Source organism: Alteribacter populi (assembly GCF_002352765.1).
GTDB classification, from domain to species: domain Bacteria; phylum Bacillota; class Bacilli; order Bacillales; family Salisediminibacteriaceae; genus Alteribacter; species Alteribacter populi.
The window spans coordinates 3,288,755-3,304,199 of record NZ_KZ293963.1 but is presented as its reverse complement, the minus strand read 5'-3'; the positions used below and the strand labels follow the sequence as shown (position 1 = coordinate 3,304,199).

At 46.2% G+C, this 15,445-nt stretch carries 9 protein-coding genes, 11 tRNA genes and 3 rRNA genes; all 23 read right to left on the bottom strand.

The annotated features are described in order from the left end of the window. Positions 1-15: 15 nt before the first annotated feature. Positions 16-2,214 (bottom strand): hypothetical protein, encoded by a 2,199-nt coding sequence (locus CDZ94_RS15420; RefSeq protein ID WP_096438516.1) that lies wholly within the window; start codon positions 2,212-2,214, stop codon positions 16-18. 426 nt (positions 2,215-2,640) lie between these two features. Next, positions 2,641-3,663, bottom strand: a complete 1,023-nt coding sequence (gene tsaD, locus CDZ94_RS15415; protein ID WP_096438513.1) for a tRNA (adenosine(37)-N6)-threonylcarbamoyltransferase complex transferase subunit TsaD — start codon at positions 3,661-3,663, stop codon at positions 2,641-2,643. Then, a complete protein-coding gene (gene rimI / locus CDZ94_RS15410) occupies positions 3,660-4,112 on the bottom strand; it encodes a ribosomal protein S18-alanine N-acetyltransferase (RefSeq protein WP_096438511.1) in 453 nt (150 codons plus the stop codon). The genes tsaD and rimI overlap by 4 nt, the downstream gene beginning before the upstream one ends. Positions 4,113-4,121: 9 nt before the next feature. Next, positions 4,122-4,832, bottom strand: a complete 711-nt coding sequence (gene tsaB / locus CDZ94_RS15405; RefSeq protein WP_096438509.1) for a tRNA (adenosine(37)-N6)-threonylcarbamoyltransferase complex dimerization subunit type 1 TsaB — start codon at positions 4,830-4,832, stop codon at positions 4,122-4,124. Further along, a complete protein-coding gene (tsaE, locus tag CDZ94_RS15400; RefSeq protein WP_096438507.1) occupies positions 4,813-5,292 on the bottom strand; it encodes a tRNA (adenosine(37)-N6)-threonylcarbamoyltransferase complex ATPase subunit type 1 TsaE in 480 nt (159 codons plus the stop codon). The genes tsaB and tsaE overlap by 20 nt, the downstream gene beginning before the upstream one ends. A gap of 2 nt (positions 5,293-5,294) precedes the next feature. Continuing rightward, positions 5,295-6,290 (bottom strand): thiamine-phosphate kinase, encoded by a 996-nt coding sequence (gene thiL, locus CDZ94_RS15395; RefSeq protein ID WP_096438504.1) that lies wholly within the window; start codon positions 6,288-6,290, stop codon positions 5,295-5,297. Positions 6,291-6,995: 705 nt separating this feature from the next. Further along, entirely contained in the window at positions 6,996-8,132 is a 1,137-nt protein-coding gene (locus CDZ94_RS15390; RefSeq protein ID WP_096438502.1) for a trans-sulfuration enzyme family protein, read from the bottom strand. Further along, on the bottom strand, positions 8,095-8,415 hold the full coding sequence (locus tag CDZ94_RS15385; protein ID WP_096438499.1) for a hypothetical protein: 321 nt from the start codon (positions 8,413-8,415) through the stop codon (positions 8,095-8,097). The genes CDZ94_RS15390 and CDZ94_RS15385 overlap by 38 nt, the downstream gene beginning before the upstream one ends. A gap of 1 nt (position 8,416) precedes the next feature. Next, positions 8,417-8,533 (bottom strand): 5S ribosomal RNA (rrf, locus tag CDZ94_RS15380). Between the two features lie 97 nt (positions 8,534-8,630). After that, positions 8,631-11,565: ribosomal RNA gene (locus CDZ94_RS15375) — 23S ribosomal RNA — on the bottom strand. 221 nt (positions 11,566-11,786) lie between these two features. After that, positions 11,787-13,352 (bottom strand): 16S ribosomal RNA (locus CDZ94_RS15370). The 16S, 23S and 5S rRNA genes sit together here with 11 tRNA genes alongside, the layout of an rRNA operon. A 124-nt stretch (positions 13,353-13,476) precedes the next feature. Continuing rightward, positions 13,477-13,553: transfer RNA gene (locus tag CDZ94_RS15365), tRNA-Ile, on the bottom strand. A 65-nt stretch (positions 13,554-13,618) separates the two neighbouring features. Continuing rightward, positions 13,619-13,692: transfer RNA gene (locus CDZ94_RS15360), tRNA-Gly, on the bottom strand. Positions 13,693-13,700: 8 nt separating this feature from the next. After that, a tRNA-Pro gene (locus CDZ94_RS15355) sits at positions 13,701-13,777 on the bottom strand. A 20-nt stretch (positions 13,778-13,797) separates the two neighbouring features. Then, positions 13,798-13,874, bottom strand: a tRNA-Arg gene (locus CDZ94_RS15350). Positions 13,875-13,923: 49 nt separating this feature from the next. Beyond that, positions 13,924-14,009, bottom strand: a tRNA-Leu gene (locus CDZ94_RS15345). Positions 14,010-14,013: 4 nt separating this feature from the next. Further along, positions 14,014-14,098: transfer RNA gene (locus CDZ94_RS15340), tRNA-Leu, on the bottom strand. Between the two features lie 7 nt (positions 14,099-14,105). Next, positions 14,106-14,181 (bottom strand) — tRNA-Asp (locus tag CDZ94_RS15335). A gap of 22 nt (positions 14,182-14,203) precedes the next feature. After that, positions 14,204-14,279 (bottom strand) — tRNA-Val (locus tag CDZ94_RS15330). Positions 14,280-14,546: 267 nt separating this feature from the next. Then, positions 14,547-14,621 (bottom strand) — tRNA-Glu (locus tag CDZ94_RS15325). A gap of 20 nt (positions 14,622-14,641) precedes the next feature. Beyond that, positions 14,642-14,732 (bottom strand) — tRNA-Ser (locus CDZ94_RS15320). Positions 14,733-14,736: 4 nt separating this feature from the next. Continuing rightward, positions 14,737-14,811: transfer RNA gene (locus CDZ94_RS15315), tRNA-Asn, on the bottom strand. 142 nt (positions 14,812-14,953) lie between these two features. After that, a complete protein-coding gene (locus CDZ94_RS15310) occupies positions 14,954-15,415 on the bottom strand; it encodes a SprT family protein (protein ID WP_096438497.1) in 462 nt (153 codons plus the stop codon). Positions 15,416-15,445 lie beyond the last annotated feature (30 nt).

Genomic DNA, 15,445 nt, shown 5'->3' with positions numbered 1-15,445 from the left:
TGCTTAGTTCAACAATTAACCAGGAGAAAGCCGTTTTTCACTTTTCATATCTTCTAATAGCCATGCATAGCTCGCGCTTAGGGTAATAAACATCGACGTTGCTGCTGCTACGATACCCGAATCATTAAAGATAAGCAATGCCAGTGAAGCAATAATGCACGCTTGGATCATCATTGTGTTCTGTGTGTGTGCCCCATCTTTCTTTCGCCTCCACACATAAACCCCAATCAAAAAATAAGTCGTTACAAAAAGCTGTGTCCAATAAGAAACTTTGAAGATTTTCCAATTCATTGCAAGCTTTCTTAACATGACCCGAGAGATCGCTTCAACGTCTCCTTGAAATAGCATGCTAAAGGCAGCATGAATATGACTTTCCGGCTGCTTTAACTGTACTGTGTAGATGATGAACAGTAACAGCGTCATTCCAATGGGAAGAAGTAAGAGCGTACGCTTCAAGCTTTGTTTACTTAAAAACAGCTTGTATAAAATAAAAGCGATCATCATCCCCCCTGCAAGAGAAGCACCCAAATTTGCCCCTAATGAAGAAGCAGCCAAAAAAAGCAGCATAGCAGAAGAAATGGTAATGAGAACGGTATTTCTTAAAGCAGTTCGCTCTTTAGAAATGACAAATGGAGCCAGCATAAGCCAGGCACTTACGATATAAACACCAGCAAACTCGTTTCCAATACCATAATACCGAGCCCCGATAATGGGATCGTAACCTAAAAAGGACCTCTGGGTTAGCGTCGCACCATTTATAATATCGAGCGTAATTGTGAAGAAAAACAATCCACATGTTACACTTATTGGATACTTAAAAAGCTTATCTACCATGACTGCAAACGCACCACTTACAATGACAATCATGATTAAATAAGAAATGGTGGACAACTTGGGGATAAAAGGTCCAGTGAGCAAAAACCATAACGGTGAACTCACACTACTTATCAACAACCAGCGGGCAGGCTGCTTCCATTTTTGTAACGCTGGTTTAATCCACAAAGTAACGCTAATGATCAACAATAGCGCAACCAACGTCGTTACATAACCAGATAAAATTGGCCCACGTTTTGAAAACACTGCTGTCATTGCTTCATTTGCTTTAATAAATTCCGCAGGGTTGTAAGCAGTCGCCTTGTCATAGTCTAAAACGTTTCCGGTCCACTGTTCGCCAGGAGCTTCCATTCCAAAATACTCAAGCCAAGTTGGTACTAAATCCACATTTGCGACTAAGTGGTCCCGCCTCGTTGTTGATGACCTCCACGTCCACACAGCAGAACGATCACCTTTCCATATCCACAAAGGTGCAAGCTGATTCTTTTCTTGAAGCGCCTGATTATTAACAACAGGCGACAGCAGCCACACTTCTTTTGTTGTATTCGTAATCAGGTTATCCACAAACGTCTCCAACTCGTGAAGAGCGTTCTCATATTGATTATTAAAATGAGTAGGCTTCATCATCCCTGCATCTGAAAATAAACGGTGAAGATCTCCCCATTCTACTACGGTAAATTGCGGGTTACTATTGTTTTTTGCAATCTCTTGAGCAAGCTGAGCAGCGTCGTGACGGATTCCTAAAGGGACACTCGTATCGTCTACGAATCCCCCTTCTATATATCCGTCAATTCGTCCACTCGTATCAATAGCCAATAGGGAACCGTAGCGTAGTTTTTCCTTACGAGTATCACTATGCCCCAGTACTTTCCTTTCCACATTCATACTATTTAATTTGTCACCAAATCGGCCAACCTCTGCTTTCCGCAAGCTGTTATGATTTTTATCCACAAGCTGATAAAAACTCGGATGATAAAGCTCATCATCAGAATAAACATTTCCTGTCCATTGATAAATCAGATCTTCAACAGCCATACCATCGACTTTTTCACCTTTTTGATACGCGTTCCAACCCATCACGCCAACACCGCGTTCACCTGCACCAAGAGAGACAGCATGATTTAAATAAGAATAGTCACCTTCCCCCCGCAGATTGACCGCTCCTAATCCACCTGTTTTCCACAAGGTAGAGCTAGAGCCATATTGAATAAGCCACTCGATTTCATTAAACGAGAGGTCCGGTACCATAATCACGACAAGGTCCTTATTATTTGAAGGCTGCGTCTCTGCAGGATTTTTCGCATAAGCGCTTGGATTTAAGAATAATGTAATGATTAACACTAAAATAGTTAGAATCAGTATCAGTCCGTTTTTATTCACAACAGTCTCTCCTGTATCACAATCTTTAGAGTGGAGTCTTCGTTCCCCTTTTACTATCATTCTTTTTCAATATCTTTATTCTCATTGTAAAAAAGATAATTTTCTGAACTATCCACAACATCCACAGGTTTGTCCACACACTCATTCCAGTAATTCCGCTATTACCTTAAGTTACTCACATCAAGTGCTATTTATCCACAAAATAGTTGTAAACAGGAATGTTGTGACTACAACTTCTTTCATTATGGTTTTCCACATTATCCACAGGTTGTACACATTTTTTTATGCACAGGAACAGATATTCGTTTTATCCACATCCCCCTGTGTAAACTGTGAATAAATTTAGAAAAGTCAATAGGAAATTACGATTTTCGCAAAATAATAGTCACAAAAAAAACCAGAGAGGTTCTTCCCTCACTGGTTTCGTTATTGCCGTTCTAATTCTAACCCAGGTTGCCCGTTTAAACGATCGTCTGCTAATTTTCCTTTGTTAAACATCATCGTACCAGCGGCGGCAATCATCGCTGCATTGTCTGTACAAAGACTTAATGGCGGGATCGTCAGCGTTAATTCATTTTCTTTACACACTTGTTTGAGCCGCTCTCGCAATCCTTTGTTCGCAGCTACACCACCTGCTAAAACAAGGCGGTCGACGTTTCGTTCCTTGGCAGCCCGCAGCGTTTTCGTTACAAGTACATCAATGACACTCTCTTGAAAGCTAGCTGCCACATTTTCTACAGCCAACTCTTCTCCGCGCTGTTTAGCATTATGCATTGTATTGATGACCGCTGACTTTAATCCGCTGAAACTAAAGTCATACGAATCACTTTCAAGCCAGGCTCGGGGCAAGTCAATGGTTGCTTGACCTTCATGTGCGAGACGATCCATATGAGGTCCACCCGGATAAGGGAGCCCTAACGTACGTGCTACTTTATCGTAAGCTTCTCCAACCGCATCGTCTCTTGTTTCACCAATCACTTCATAGCAGCCGTGCTCTTTCATGTAAACAAGCTCTGTATGCCCACCTGAAACGACTAGCGAGAGCAGTGGAAACGTGAGTTCTTCGATGAGATGATTTGCGTAAATGTGCCCTGCAATGTGATGAACACCGATGAGGGGCAAATTTTTGGCAAAAGCTAATCCTTTCGCAGCATTCACGCCAACAAGAAGGGCACCGACAAGTCCTGGACCTTCAGTAACCGCAATCGCATCTAGATCATCTATTGTGACTTTCGCTTCTGCCAAAGCTTGTTCAATAATATACGTTACTTGTTCCACATGATGCCGAGAAGCAATTTCAGGTACGACACCACCAAACCGTTTATGGCTTTCAATTTGCGAGGAAACAACATTACTTAATATGTCGACACCGCCTTTTACGACCGATGCCGATGTTTCATCACAACTCGTTTCAATTCCTAAAATTATCGTTTCGTCACTTGTACTCATTCGATCATCACCCACATTATTTGTGCATCCTCTTGATTATCTGTGTAGTACCGCTTGCGAATGCCTCCCCTTTGAAAACCAAGCTTTTGGTACATGCTTTGCGCAGCTTCATTGCTAACTCTAACTTCAAGCGTCAACTTTTCAGCACCGAATGTTTTCGCCAGCTCAAGGGCACCTGTTAGTAAGGCTTCACCCATTCCTTTTCGTCTAAACGAAGAATGAACAGCAATGTTTGTAATATGAGCTTCATCAATGATCACCCATACACCGCAATAGCCAACAATTTGCTCATCGACTTCCACTACTAGATAATAGGCAAATTGATTAGCCGAAAGTTCATTTACAAACGCCCCCTTGCTCCATGGCGTTGGGAAACAGTCCTCTTCCACTTCCAGAACTTGATCGACATCCTCAAGCTCCATCAACCGGATTTCAATCTCCTCTTTCATATATTTCACCTAGTCTCGTTCTCTTTTTTCTTTTTGTGAAGCAAGCCATTTTGACTCCGCTTCTGCTAACCTCAAATAGTTTGGTGCAAATAAATGGATAGACTCTTCGGGTTCTTTTTCCAGTCCAACCAAGCCTAAAGCAGCTGCCTTAGGTAAATGGTCGTTACCATTAGTGACCTCAAAATCAATGCTGTCGTGTTCAGTCAATAAAGACTCATGCTTGTCTACGTCCGGACTCAAAAACAGGATCCTCTCTTTTTTTTCCGCGACAATATCTAACCATTCTTCATGTAAAATAATCCGATCTTCCAATACATTTTGAACTTTGCCGCTATCATAATGGTATAGCCCTGTAAAAACTTGTCCTCTTCTCGCGTCAATAAATGGAGAAATGAGCCCGTTAAAATGGCGACCGTTTTGCGCCAGCATCTCAAGACTCGATACCCCGACAATTGGGATGCCTAACGACCAAGCCATCGCTTTTGCCGTCGTAACACCGATACGAACCCCTGTATAAGATCCTGGACCTTGAGCTACAACGATTCTGTCAAGATCAGATGGGTTCATTTCCGCTTCATCCATTACTGCACGTATCGCAGGCATTAAACGAACGGAATGATTCTTCTTCAAATGAGTGACCATTTCTCCAGCCACCTTTGAATCGCGGAGAACGGCTACTCCCATTACATAGGTTGAAGTATCAATGGCTAACACGTTCATCGTTAAAAAACTCCTTGCACATTGTAATATACCGCTCACCGATCGGTGTAAAGCGAATCTGTCGTTTCGTATCATCAAGATGACGAAGAGATAGCTGTAGACGAGCAGGTGGAAGTTCATCCTCAATCATGGATGGCCATTCAATGACTGTGACCCCTTCCCCATCAAAATACTCCTCCAGCCCCATATCTTCGCCGCCGTCTTCTAAACGGTACACATCCATGTGATAGAGAGGGAGGTTGGTTCCTTGGTATTCTTTAATAATCGTAAATGTAGGGCTATTAACCGTACGTTTCACACCTAACCCGCGCGCCAATCCTTTTGTAAAACTCGTTTTCCCTGCCCCTAAATCTCCTTCAAGAGTCAACACATCGCCAGCTTGTAAAAACTGTGCTAAAACCGCTGCGATGTCCATCGATTCTTCAGGAGACTGAGTTGTTATTTGCAAATTGTCATTCATCGTCAATCACCTTTATTAAAATGGTTAAAGCCACGCTTCTCAAGATGGATGCGTGTCCCATCTTTTTTTAGCATCACTTCGGTTCTTCCTTCTTTTACGTACCCAACTTTATGGAGAGGCACCCCTTCATGAGCAAAAGTCTCTTTTAAATGTGTCCAGTTTTCTTCCCCAACGCAACCAATTAATTGAAAATCTTCTCCTCCAAACAGCATCCACTGCTCTTTATCATCTGGTGACTCATTAGCCAATTCTGTGTCAAAGGGAAGGTCTTCATACTCAAGCTCGATTTTAACCTCGCTTGCTTCAGCAATTTCATTTGCTTCACTGGCAATGCCGTCACTAATGTCATTAAGTGCCACTCGTTTATTTAATTGTGCAAGAAGTCGACCTGCCTTCACTTGCGGCTCTGGCTTTTGATGGGCTCTTAAAAAAGACTTGAGACGATCGTCTGTTTCAGCCTCTAAGCCTAACTTGAGCAAATAGTCAAGACCTGCTGCTGACGACCCGATCGAACCCGTTACAAACACGACATCTCCAGGCTCAGCATTTGAGCGGAGCAGCTTCCTTCCTTTTTCTACTCGACCAATAACTGTGACAGAAACAACAAGGGTGTCACGGGTAGAATTGGTGTCTCCGCCAATAAGATCAACATGATGCTTTAAAGCTAATTCGCTCATTCCTTCGTAAATTTCACGAAGCTCTTCCTCACTCCAGCCCGACTGAGGAACGGAAATGGAAACGAGGTAATAAAGAGGCTGGCCGCCCATTGCGGCAATATCACTAATGTTAACAGCCAATGCTTTGTACCCTATATGAAACGGCGTCATCGTTCGTCTTGAAAAATGGATATCTTCTACAACCGTATCGACGGTTGCAATATGGTGGTAGCCGCTGTCCGTATCATATAGCGCAGCATCATCGCCAATGCCAGTAATGACAGTAGGATGGTGGTGATTTGTTGGTTGAATCGACTGGATAAACGAAAATTCATCTTTCATTTTGGTTACACCTTCTTCTTCAACTTCTTGTAGAAGCCAGAACTCTGTACATTAAGCTTTTAAACTGTTCTTATTATAGCAAAGCCTGTAAGAAAACTCGACGTTTGCAAGGAAGTGCACCTAAAAAATTGTATGGGTGTAGACGAGAAGTTCAAGAGAGCACCACTCCTCACGTATGCTTATAGACGTGAGGAGTGATGAGCATTACATCGTGAAATTATTTCGAGTTATCAAGAGCGGATGTGCTTCGTTGCTTCACTAGTAGAAGAAGAGACAGAAAGCTTTACTCCATTTGTGGGCCAATGCATTGAACATGCTCTATAAATTGCTTATTTGCGACGTAGAACGAGCTCATTTGCATCTTAAACAAACGTTTATTTAAAATGAAAATAGTGTCGAGAAAGCTGATTTTCTGACTAGGGCTTGCTCGAATACACTACTATCCTTTTCTACACCGTTAATCCAAAAGAAAAGCGCAAGGCGCAGTTGGCATCGTGCGACAAGCACTTTCAACTAGCCGATTGAAGCCGCTTTTTGACTTCTTCTAACGGGCTAAAGCGACCTCGAAGCTCGTAGGTGATGGAGCTAGACACCGAAACGTAGATTGTTATATTTATCTCTTAAAAAAAGCTCGGTACGACGAATACCGAGCTTTTTTACGTATTAAACAAACGTTTATTTAAAATAAATATATTGTCGGAATGTTTACTTTTTTGAATTTGCAAGAGCTTGATCGAACACTTCAATAATATCTTCTGCATCTTCAATTCCAACCGAAATTCGCACCATCGATTCAGTAACGCCTAAGCGTTCTCTTGTTTCTTTCGGTACCGGGCGATGAGAAGTTCCTACAGGATAGGTGACAGATGTTTCAACACCGGCTAGTGTAGGCACAACCTTAACCCAGTTTAAATTCCGGAAAAAATTATGTAGATCGTAATTCTCTCCTAAGTCCACTGTAACGATCGCACCGTTTCCTTTAGCTGATACTCCTTTAGGATAATACACCTTCTTAACACTTGCTTCTTTTCCAAGGTGATCAGCAAGCTTTTGAGCATTCGACGATTGACGTTCCATCCGCAGGCTTAGTGTCTTTAACCCGCGGCAACCAAGCCAGCCGTCAAATGGACCTAGGTTAGCACCTAAATTAACAATCTTTGACTTCGCTTTTTTCATCAGATCCTTATCGCCGACAATGATCCCTGCGGATAAGTCGCTATGACCCCCAATATATTTTGTTGCACTATGAGCCACCAAATTAACGCCATATGTATACGGTCGAATCAGGTAAGGAGAAGGAAACGTATTATCCACCATCGTTTTAAGACCGTGGTCATCAGCTATTTTTACAACACCCGCGATATCTTCAACTCGCAGCAATGGGTTCGTTACCGCTTCCGTATAAAGCAGCACCGTATTTTCTTTGATCGCTTCCTTTATTTTAGATTGGTCTTCAAAGTTTACGAAAGATACTTCAATTCCAAAGTCCGCTAGCTCATGAGCAAACAACTGATAGGTTCCTCCGTATAAGTCTTCAGTAGCTACTACATGATCCCCCGCTTTCGCCACTGCCAGAACACCACCTAAAATCGCCGAAATACCAGATGCCGAAGCTGCCCCTACTGGAGCTCCTTCTAAATCAGCCACTCCTTTTCCAAGGTCATCAGTATTCGGATTTCCAACCCTTGTATACATATAACCTTTTTTCCCTTGAAAAAAGTTCTCCATATCATCTAAATCCGTAAATGAAAAAGCAGATGTTTGATAAATCGGCTTCGTTTTACTTACTTCTACCGTATCAACTTTATCTTGAAAATGAACGTTTTTCGTATGAAATTTCATCTAAATACTCCTCTCTCAGAACCTTCTTTTCCTCTATCTTAACTGAACCGTTCCAAGCAAACAATAAATTAAGCTTGTTCGACTTTTTAAAACTGGAATCACTATAATTAAATGAGAGTTGCTTTGTGTCGTATAGGATCATATAGGAAGCTCTACCGGTGCCGGAGCTATTTACTTTCGATCCGGGAACTACTGGCTCAATAGCCAGTAGTGTCCTTTTTTTTGGGGCTTTTTTCACCAAAACGCAAAAAAACACTCGCCCTAAAGCGAGTGTTACCTTCATTGCCCAGCGACGTCCTACTCTCACAGGGGGAGAGCCCCCAACTACCATCGGCGCTGGAGAGCTTAACTTCCGTGTTCGGCATGGGAACGGGTGTGACCTCTCCGCTATCGTCACTAGACAAGTATTCTTTTGAGAAAACCTTGTTCTCTCAAAACTAGATAACAGCTTCAACTTGAAACCTGTGTGAGTTTCTTAAAGACAAACAACATCGTTTTTTGGATAAGCCCTCGATCGATTAGTATCTCTCAGCTCCACGTGTCACCACGCTTCCACACGAGACCTATCAACCTCATCGTCTCTGAGGGATCTTACTTACTTAACGTAATGGGAAATCTCATCTTGAGGGGGGCTTCATGCTTAGATGCTTTCAGCACTTATCCCTTCCACACGTAGCTACCCAGCCATGCTCCTGGCGGAACAACGGGTACACCAGCGGTGTGTCCATCCCGGTCCTCTCGTACTAAGGACAGCTCCTCTCAAATTTCCTACGCCCACGACGGATAGGGCCCGAACTGTCTCACGACGTTCTGAACCCAGCTCGCGTACCGCTTTTATGGGCGAACAGCCCAACCCTTGGGACCTACTGCAGCCCCAGGATGCGATGAGCCGACATCGAGGTGCCAAACCTCCCCGTCGATGTGGACTCTTGGGGGAGATAAGCCTGTTATCCCCAGGGTAGCTTTTATCCGTTGAGCGACGGCCCTTCCATGCGGTGCCGCCGGATCACTAAGCCCGACGTTCGTCCCTGCTCGACCTGTATGTCTCGCAGTCAAGCTCCCTGATGCCTTTGCACTCTGCGAATGATTTCCAACCATTCTGAGGGAACCTTTGGGCGCCTCCATTACTTTTTAGGAGGCGACCGCCCCAGTCAAACTGCCCACCTGACACTGTCCCCGAACCGGATCACGGTCCTGGGTTAGAATGTCAGTACAGCCAGGGTAGTATCCCACCGATGCCTCCACCGAAGCTGGCGCTCCGGTTTCCAAGGCTCCTACCTATCCTGTACAAGCTGTACCAAAATCCAATATCAAGCTACAGTAAAGCTCCATGGGGTCTTTCCGTCCTGTCGCGGGTAACCTGCATCTTCACAGGTAATATAATTTCACCGGGGCTCTCGTTGAGACAGTGCCCAAGTCGTTGCAGCTTTCGTGCGGGTCGGAACTTACCCGACAAGGAATTTCGCTACCTTAGGACCGTTATAGTTACGGCCGCCGTTTACTGGGGCTGCAATTCAGAGCTTCTCCCCTAAGGGATAACCCCTCCTCTTAACCTTCCAGCTCCGCGCAGGTGTCAGCCCCTATACATCGCCTTGCGGCTTGGCAGAGACCTGTGTTTTTGATAAACAGTCGCTTGGGCCTTTTCACTGCGGCTCTCCTGGGCTATAAACCCGAAAGAGCACCCCTTCTCCCGAAGTTACGGGGCCATTTTGCCGAGTTCCTTAACGAGAGTTCTCCCGCGCGTCTTAGAATTCTCTTCCCGCCTCCCTGTGTCGGTTTGCGGTACGGGCACCTCTCACCTCACTAGAGGCTTTTCTAGGCAGTGTAGGATCAGGAACTTCGGTACTATAATTTCCCTCGCCATCACAGCTCAGCCTTACGACAAGCGGATTTGCCTACTTGCCAGCCTTACTGCCTGGACGCGCACATCCAGTGGCGCGCTTACCCTACCTTCCTGCGTCCCCCCGTTGCTCAAACGGTGAGGAGGTGGTACAGGAATTTCAACCTGTTTGCCATCGCCTACGCCTTTCGGCCTCGGCTTAGGTCCCGACTTACCCTGAGCGGACGAGCCTTCCTCAGGAAACCGTAGGCTTTCGACGGAGGGGATTCTCACCCCTCTTTTCGCTACTCATACCGGCATTCTCACTTCCAAGCGCTCCACCAGTCCTCTCGGTCTGACTTCACGGCACTTGGAACGCTCCCCTACGACTGTCCGAAGGACAATCCATAGCTTCGGTGATACGTTTAGCCCCGGTACATGTTCGGCGCAGAGTCACTCGACCAGTGAGCTATTACGCACTCTTTCAATGATGGCTGCTTCTAAGCCAACATCCTGGTTGTCTAAGCAACTCCACATCCTTTTCCACTTAACGTATACTTTGGGACCTTAGCTGATGGTCTGGGCTGCTTCCCTCTCGACTACGGATCTTAGCACTCGCAGTCTGACTCCCGAGTAAAAAGTAATTGGCATTCGGAGTGTGACTGAATTCGGTAATCCTGGAGGGACCCCTAGTCCGATCAGTGCTCTACCTCCGACACTCTCACCTCGAGGCTAGCCCTAAAGCTATTTCGGGGAGAACCAGCTATCTCCAAGTTCGATTGGCATTTCCCCCCTACCCACACCTCATCCCCGCAATTTTCAACTTGCGTGGGTTCGGGCCTCCATCCAGTGTTACCTGGACTTCACCCTGGACATGGGTAGATCACCTGGTTTCGGGTCTACGACCACGTACTTGATACGCCCTGTTCAGACTCGCTTTCGCTGCGGCTCCGTCTCTTCAACTTACCCTTGCACGTAATCGTAACTCGCCGGTTCATTCTACAAAAGGCACGCTGTTACCCTTTAACGGGCTCCAACTACTTGTAAGCACACGGTTTCAGGATCTCTTTCACTCCCCTCCCGGGGCGCTTTTCCCCTTTCCCACACGGTACTGGTTCACTATCGATCACTAGGAAGTATTTAGCCTTGGGAGATGGTCCTCCCAGATTCCGACGGGGTTTCACGTGTCCCGCCGTACTCAGGATCCACTCCGGAGGGAACGAAGTTTCGACTACAGGGCTGTTAACTTGTCTCGCGGACCTGTCCAGGTCGCTTCATCTACTCCGTTCCTTTGTAACTCCAATGGAGTGTCCTACAACCCCAAGAGGCAAGCCTCTTGGTTTGGGCTGTTTCCGTTTCGCTCGCCGCTACTCAGGAAATCGCTTTTGCTTTCTCTTCCTCCGGGTACTAAGATGTTTCAGTTCCCCGGGTCTGCCTTTTATACCCTATGTATTCAGGTATAAATAACACGCCATTACGCGTGCTGGGTTCCCCCATTCGGAAATCTCCGGATCGAAGCTTACTTACAGCTCCCCGAAGCATATCGGTGTTCGTCCCGTCCTTCTTCGGCTCCTAGTGCCAAGGCATCCACCGTGCGCTCTTATTAGCTTAACCGTCGATGTCGTTGGTCTTTTTCTAAGACACTCGGTTGTTCTCTCAAATAATCAAACAACCGGTGAAACTCATAAAAAAGTTTTTTCAAATTAGAAATTTGACGTCGTTACTGTTATCTAGTTTTCAAAGAACAGGTTTTGAAAGGATTAACCTTTCAAAACTAAACAAAAAGACCAAAGCAAAACCTTTGGAAAACTCGTTGAGCTTTAATAGCTCCTTAGAAAGGAGGTGATCCATCCCCACCTTCCGGTAGGGATACCTTGTTGCGACTTCACCCCAATCACCTGTCCCGGCTTCGGCGGCTGGCTCCAAAAGGTTACCGCACCGACTTCGGGTGTTACAAGCTCTCGTGGTGTGACGGGCGGTGTGTACAAGGCCCGGGAACGTATTCACCGCGGCATGCTGATCCGCGATTACTAGCAATTCCGGCTTCATGCAGGCGAGTTGCAGCCTGCAATCCGAACTGAGAATGGCTTTATGGGATTCGCTCGGCCTCGCGGCTTTGCTGCCCTTTGTACCATCCATTGTAGCACGTGTGTAGCCCAGGTCATAAGGGGCATGATGATTTGACGTCATCCCCACCTTCCTCCGGTTTGTCACCGGCAGTCACCTTAGAGTGCCCAACTTAATGCTGGCAACTAAGATCAAGGGGTGCGCTCGTTGCGGGACTTAACCCAACATCTCACGACACGAGCTGCCGACAACCATGCACCCCCTGTCACTCTGTCCCCCGAAGGGGAAAGCCTTATCTCTACGGGTGTCAGAGGATGTCAAGACCTGGTAAGGTTCTTCGCGTTGCTTCGAATTAAACCACATGCTCCACTGCTTGTGCGGGCCCCCGTCAATTCCTTTGAGTTTCAGCCTTGCGGCCGTACTCCCCAGGCGGAGCGCTTAATGTGTTAACTTCGGCACTAAGGGTATCGAAACCCCTAACACCTAGCACTCATCGTTTACGGCGTGGACTACCAGGGTATCTAATCCTGTTTGCTCCCCACGCTTTCGCGCCTCAGCGTCAGTTGTAGGCCAGAAAGTCGCCTTCGCCACTGGTGTTCCTCCAAATATCTACGCCTTTCACCGCTACACTTGGAATTGCATTTTCCTCTCCTACACTCAAGTTCCCCAGTTTCCAATGACCCTCCACGGTTGAGCCGTGGGCTTTCACATCAGACTTAAAGAACCGCCTGCGCGCGCTGTACGCCCAATAATTCCGGACAACACTTGCCCCCTACGTATTACCGCGGCTGCTGGCACGTAGTTAGCCGGGGCTTTCTGGTTAGGTACCGTCAAGGTGCCGTTCTATTCGCACGGCACTTGTTCTTCCCTAACAACAGAGCTTTACAATCCGAAGACCGTCATCACTCACGCGGCGTTGCACCGTCAGGCTTTCGCCCATTGCGGATGATTCCCTACTGCTGCCTCCCGTAGGAGTCTGGGCCGTGTCTCAGTCCCAGTGTGGCCGATCACCCTCTCAGGTCGGCTACGCATCGTCGCCTTGGTGAGCCACTACCTCACCAACTAGCTAATGCGCCGCGGGCCCATCTCACAGTGTTAGGTAAAACCCAACTTTTACAAAAGAATCATGCGATCCCTTTGATCATCCGGTATTAGCCCCGGTTTCCCGGAGTTATCCCAGTCTGTGAGGCAGGTTGCCCACGTGTTACTCACCCGTCCGCCGCTCGTTCCACAAGTTTCACCCCGAAGGGATCCACTTGCTTCCCGCGCTCGACTTGCATGTATTAGGCACGCCGCCAGCGTTCGTCCTGAGCCAGGATCAAACTCTCCGTAGAAAGTTCGATGTCTCTGACATCATAAATAATTCATTGACGGAATATCTCTCGATATCCCACGTTTCGCTTGGCTTTTTGTTTAGTTTTCAAAGGTCAATGTTTCAACATACTGTGCTAAAAATTATGGTGGGCCTGAGTGGACTCGAACCACCGACCTCACGCTTATCAGGCGTGCGCTCTAACCAGCTGAGCTACAGGCCCTCAAGCAACGTTATCTATCATATCAGTTATACTAGATTATTGCAAGAGGTTTTTAAAAATTATTTTGGAGCGGGTGATGGGAATCGAACCCACATCATCAGCTTGGAAGGCTGAGGTTTTACCACTAAACTACACCCGCAAATAAGATGGTCGGGAAGACAGGATTTGAACCTGCGACCCCTTGGTCCCAAACCAAGTGCTCTGCCAAGCTGAGCTACTTCCCGATAAGTAAATACTATTTAAATGGCGCGCCCGAGAGGAGTCGAACCCCTAACCTTCTGATCCGTAGTCAGACGCTCTATCCAATTGAGCTACGGGCGCCTATATACATAGGCGTTCATCTATCATTTATTATTAAAGATAATAACTATGGTGCGGTCGAGAGGAGTCGAACCTCCACGGGGTCTCCCCCACTAGGCCCTCAACCTAGCGCGTCTGCCATTCCGCCACGACCGCAATATGGTGCGGGTGAAGGGAGTCGAACCCCCACGCCCGAAGGCACTAGATCCTAAGTCTAGCGCGTCTGCCAATTCCGCCACACCCGCATAAAAATGGCGGTCCCGACCGGGATCGAACCGGCGATCTCCTGCGTGACAGGCAGGCATGTTAACCGCTACACCACGGGACCACTTTCTTTAAGTTAAGTTTTATGGTGGAGGATGACGGGCTCGAACCGCCGACCCCCTGCTTGTAAGGCAGGTGCTCTCCCAACTGAGCTAATCCTCCAAATATTGTTTTAGAGATTGTTTGAAATAAGCTGCGAATCTCTTCGTCAGATGCGTTCTTTCAGATCCTCACGTACTTGGGTACGCTCCGGTCTTCTCTCACTTTCTTCCTCGACCTTCTTGCTTCTTTCAAACAATCAGGTGAGCTTTATCCTGCGAATCTCTTCGTCAGATGCGTTCTTTCAGATCCTCACGTACTTGGGTACGTCTCGGTCTTCCTTCACGAAAATATATCAACCTGCGAATCTTTGTTTTAATGAAAATAAGTTGGTGACCCGTACGGGATTCGAACCCGTGTTACCGCCGTGAAAGGGCGGTGTCTTAACCACTTGACCAACGGGCCAATAAAAATAAAATGAGAACTGGCGGAGAAGGAGGGATTTGAACCCTCGCGCCGCTTACACGACCTACACCCTTAGCAGGGGCGCCTCTTCAGCCACTTGAGTACTTCTCCTAAATGGCTCCACAGGTAGGACTCGAACCTACGACCGATCGGTTAACAGCCGATTGCTCTACCACTGAGCTACTGTGGAACAATGTCATTAAATGAAAAGACTTTTTATATTTTAAACACTCGATCCAAATATGTCAACACATTTTTTTCGAAATGTTATCGCCTGTCCTTTCAGCGACTTTTATAATGTACCATAGTTCATAATGCCAGTCAACATTTCCTCAAGAAATTGTCTCTAGCTTTTTTAAACGACCTTGGCACTTTCCGCATACATACCTTTTTACGTTAATTTGTCTCTTCCTTTTATATTGAAGTCCGCAAGATCCACAACGGTAAACATGAGTCTTTTTTGATTGACGTCGTAGCTCAGGGATCAATTGACAGTATCGAGACCCTCCGACCTGCTCAAGCAGAGTTTTAAAATCCTCATCTCGATGTTGATATCCTTTCCCTTCTATATGAAGGTGATAATGACAAAGTTCATGCTTAATAATTCTTATAAATTCTTCTATCCCAAACCGTTCAAGCTGATTTGGATTCATTTCAATATTGTGAGAAGCCAAGAGGTATCGCCCCCCTGTAGTCCGCAGTCGTTTATTGAATGTCGCATTGTGCAAAAAAGGTTTACCGAAACTTTTCTCTGAAACTTCTTCTACCAAAGTTTGCAGTTCATTATTGTCCATCAATGCGCCCCCTCACACAAGCCATTTAAT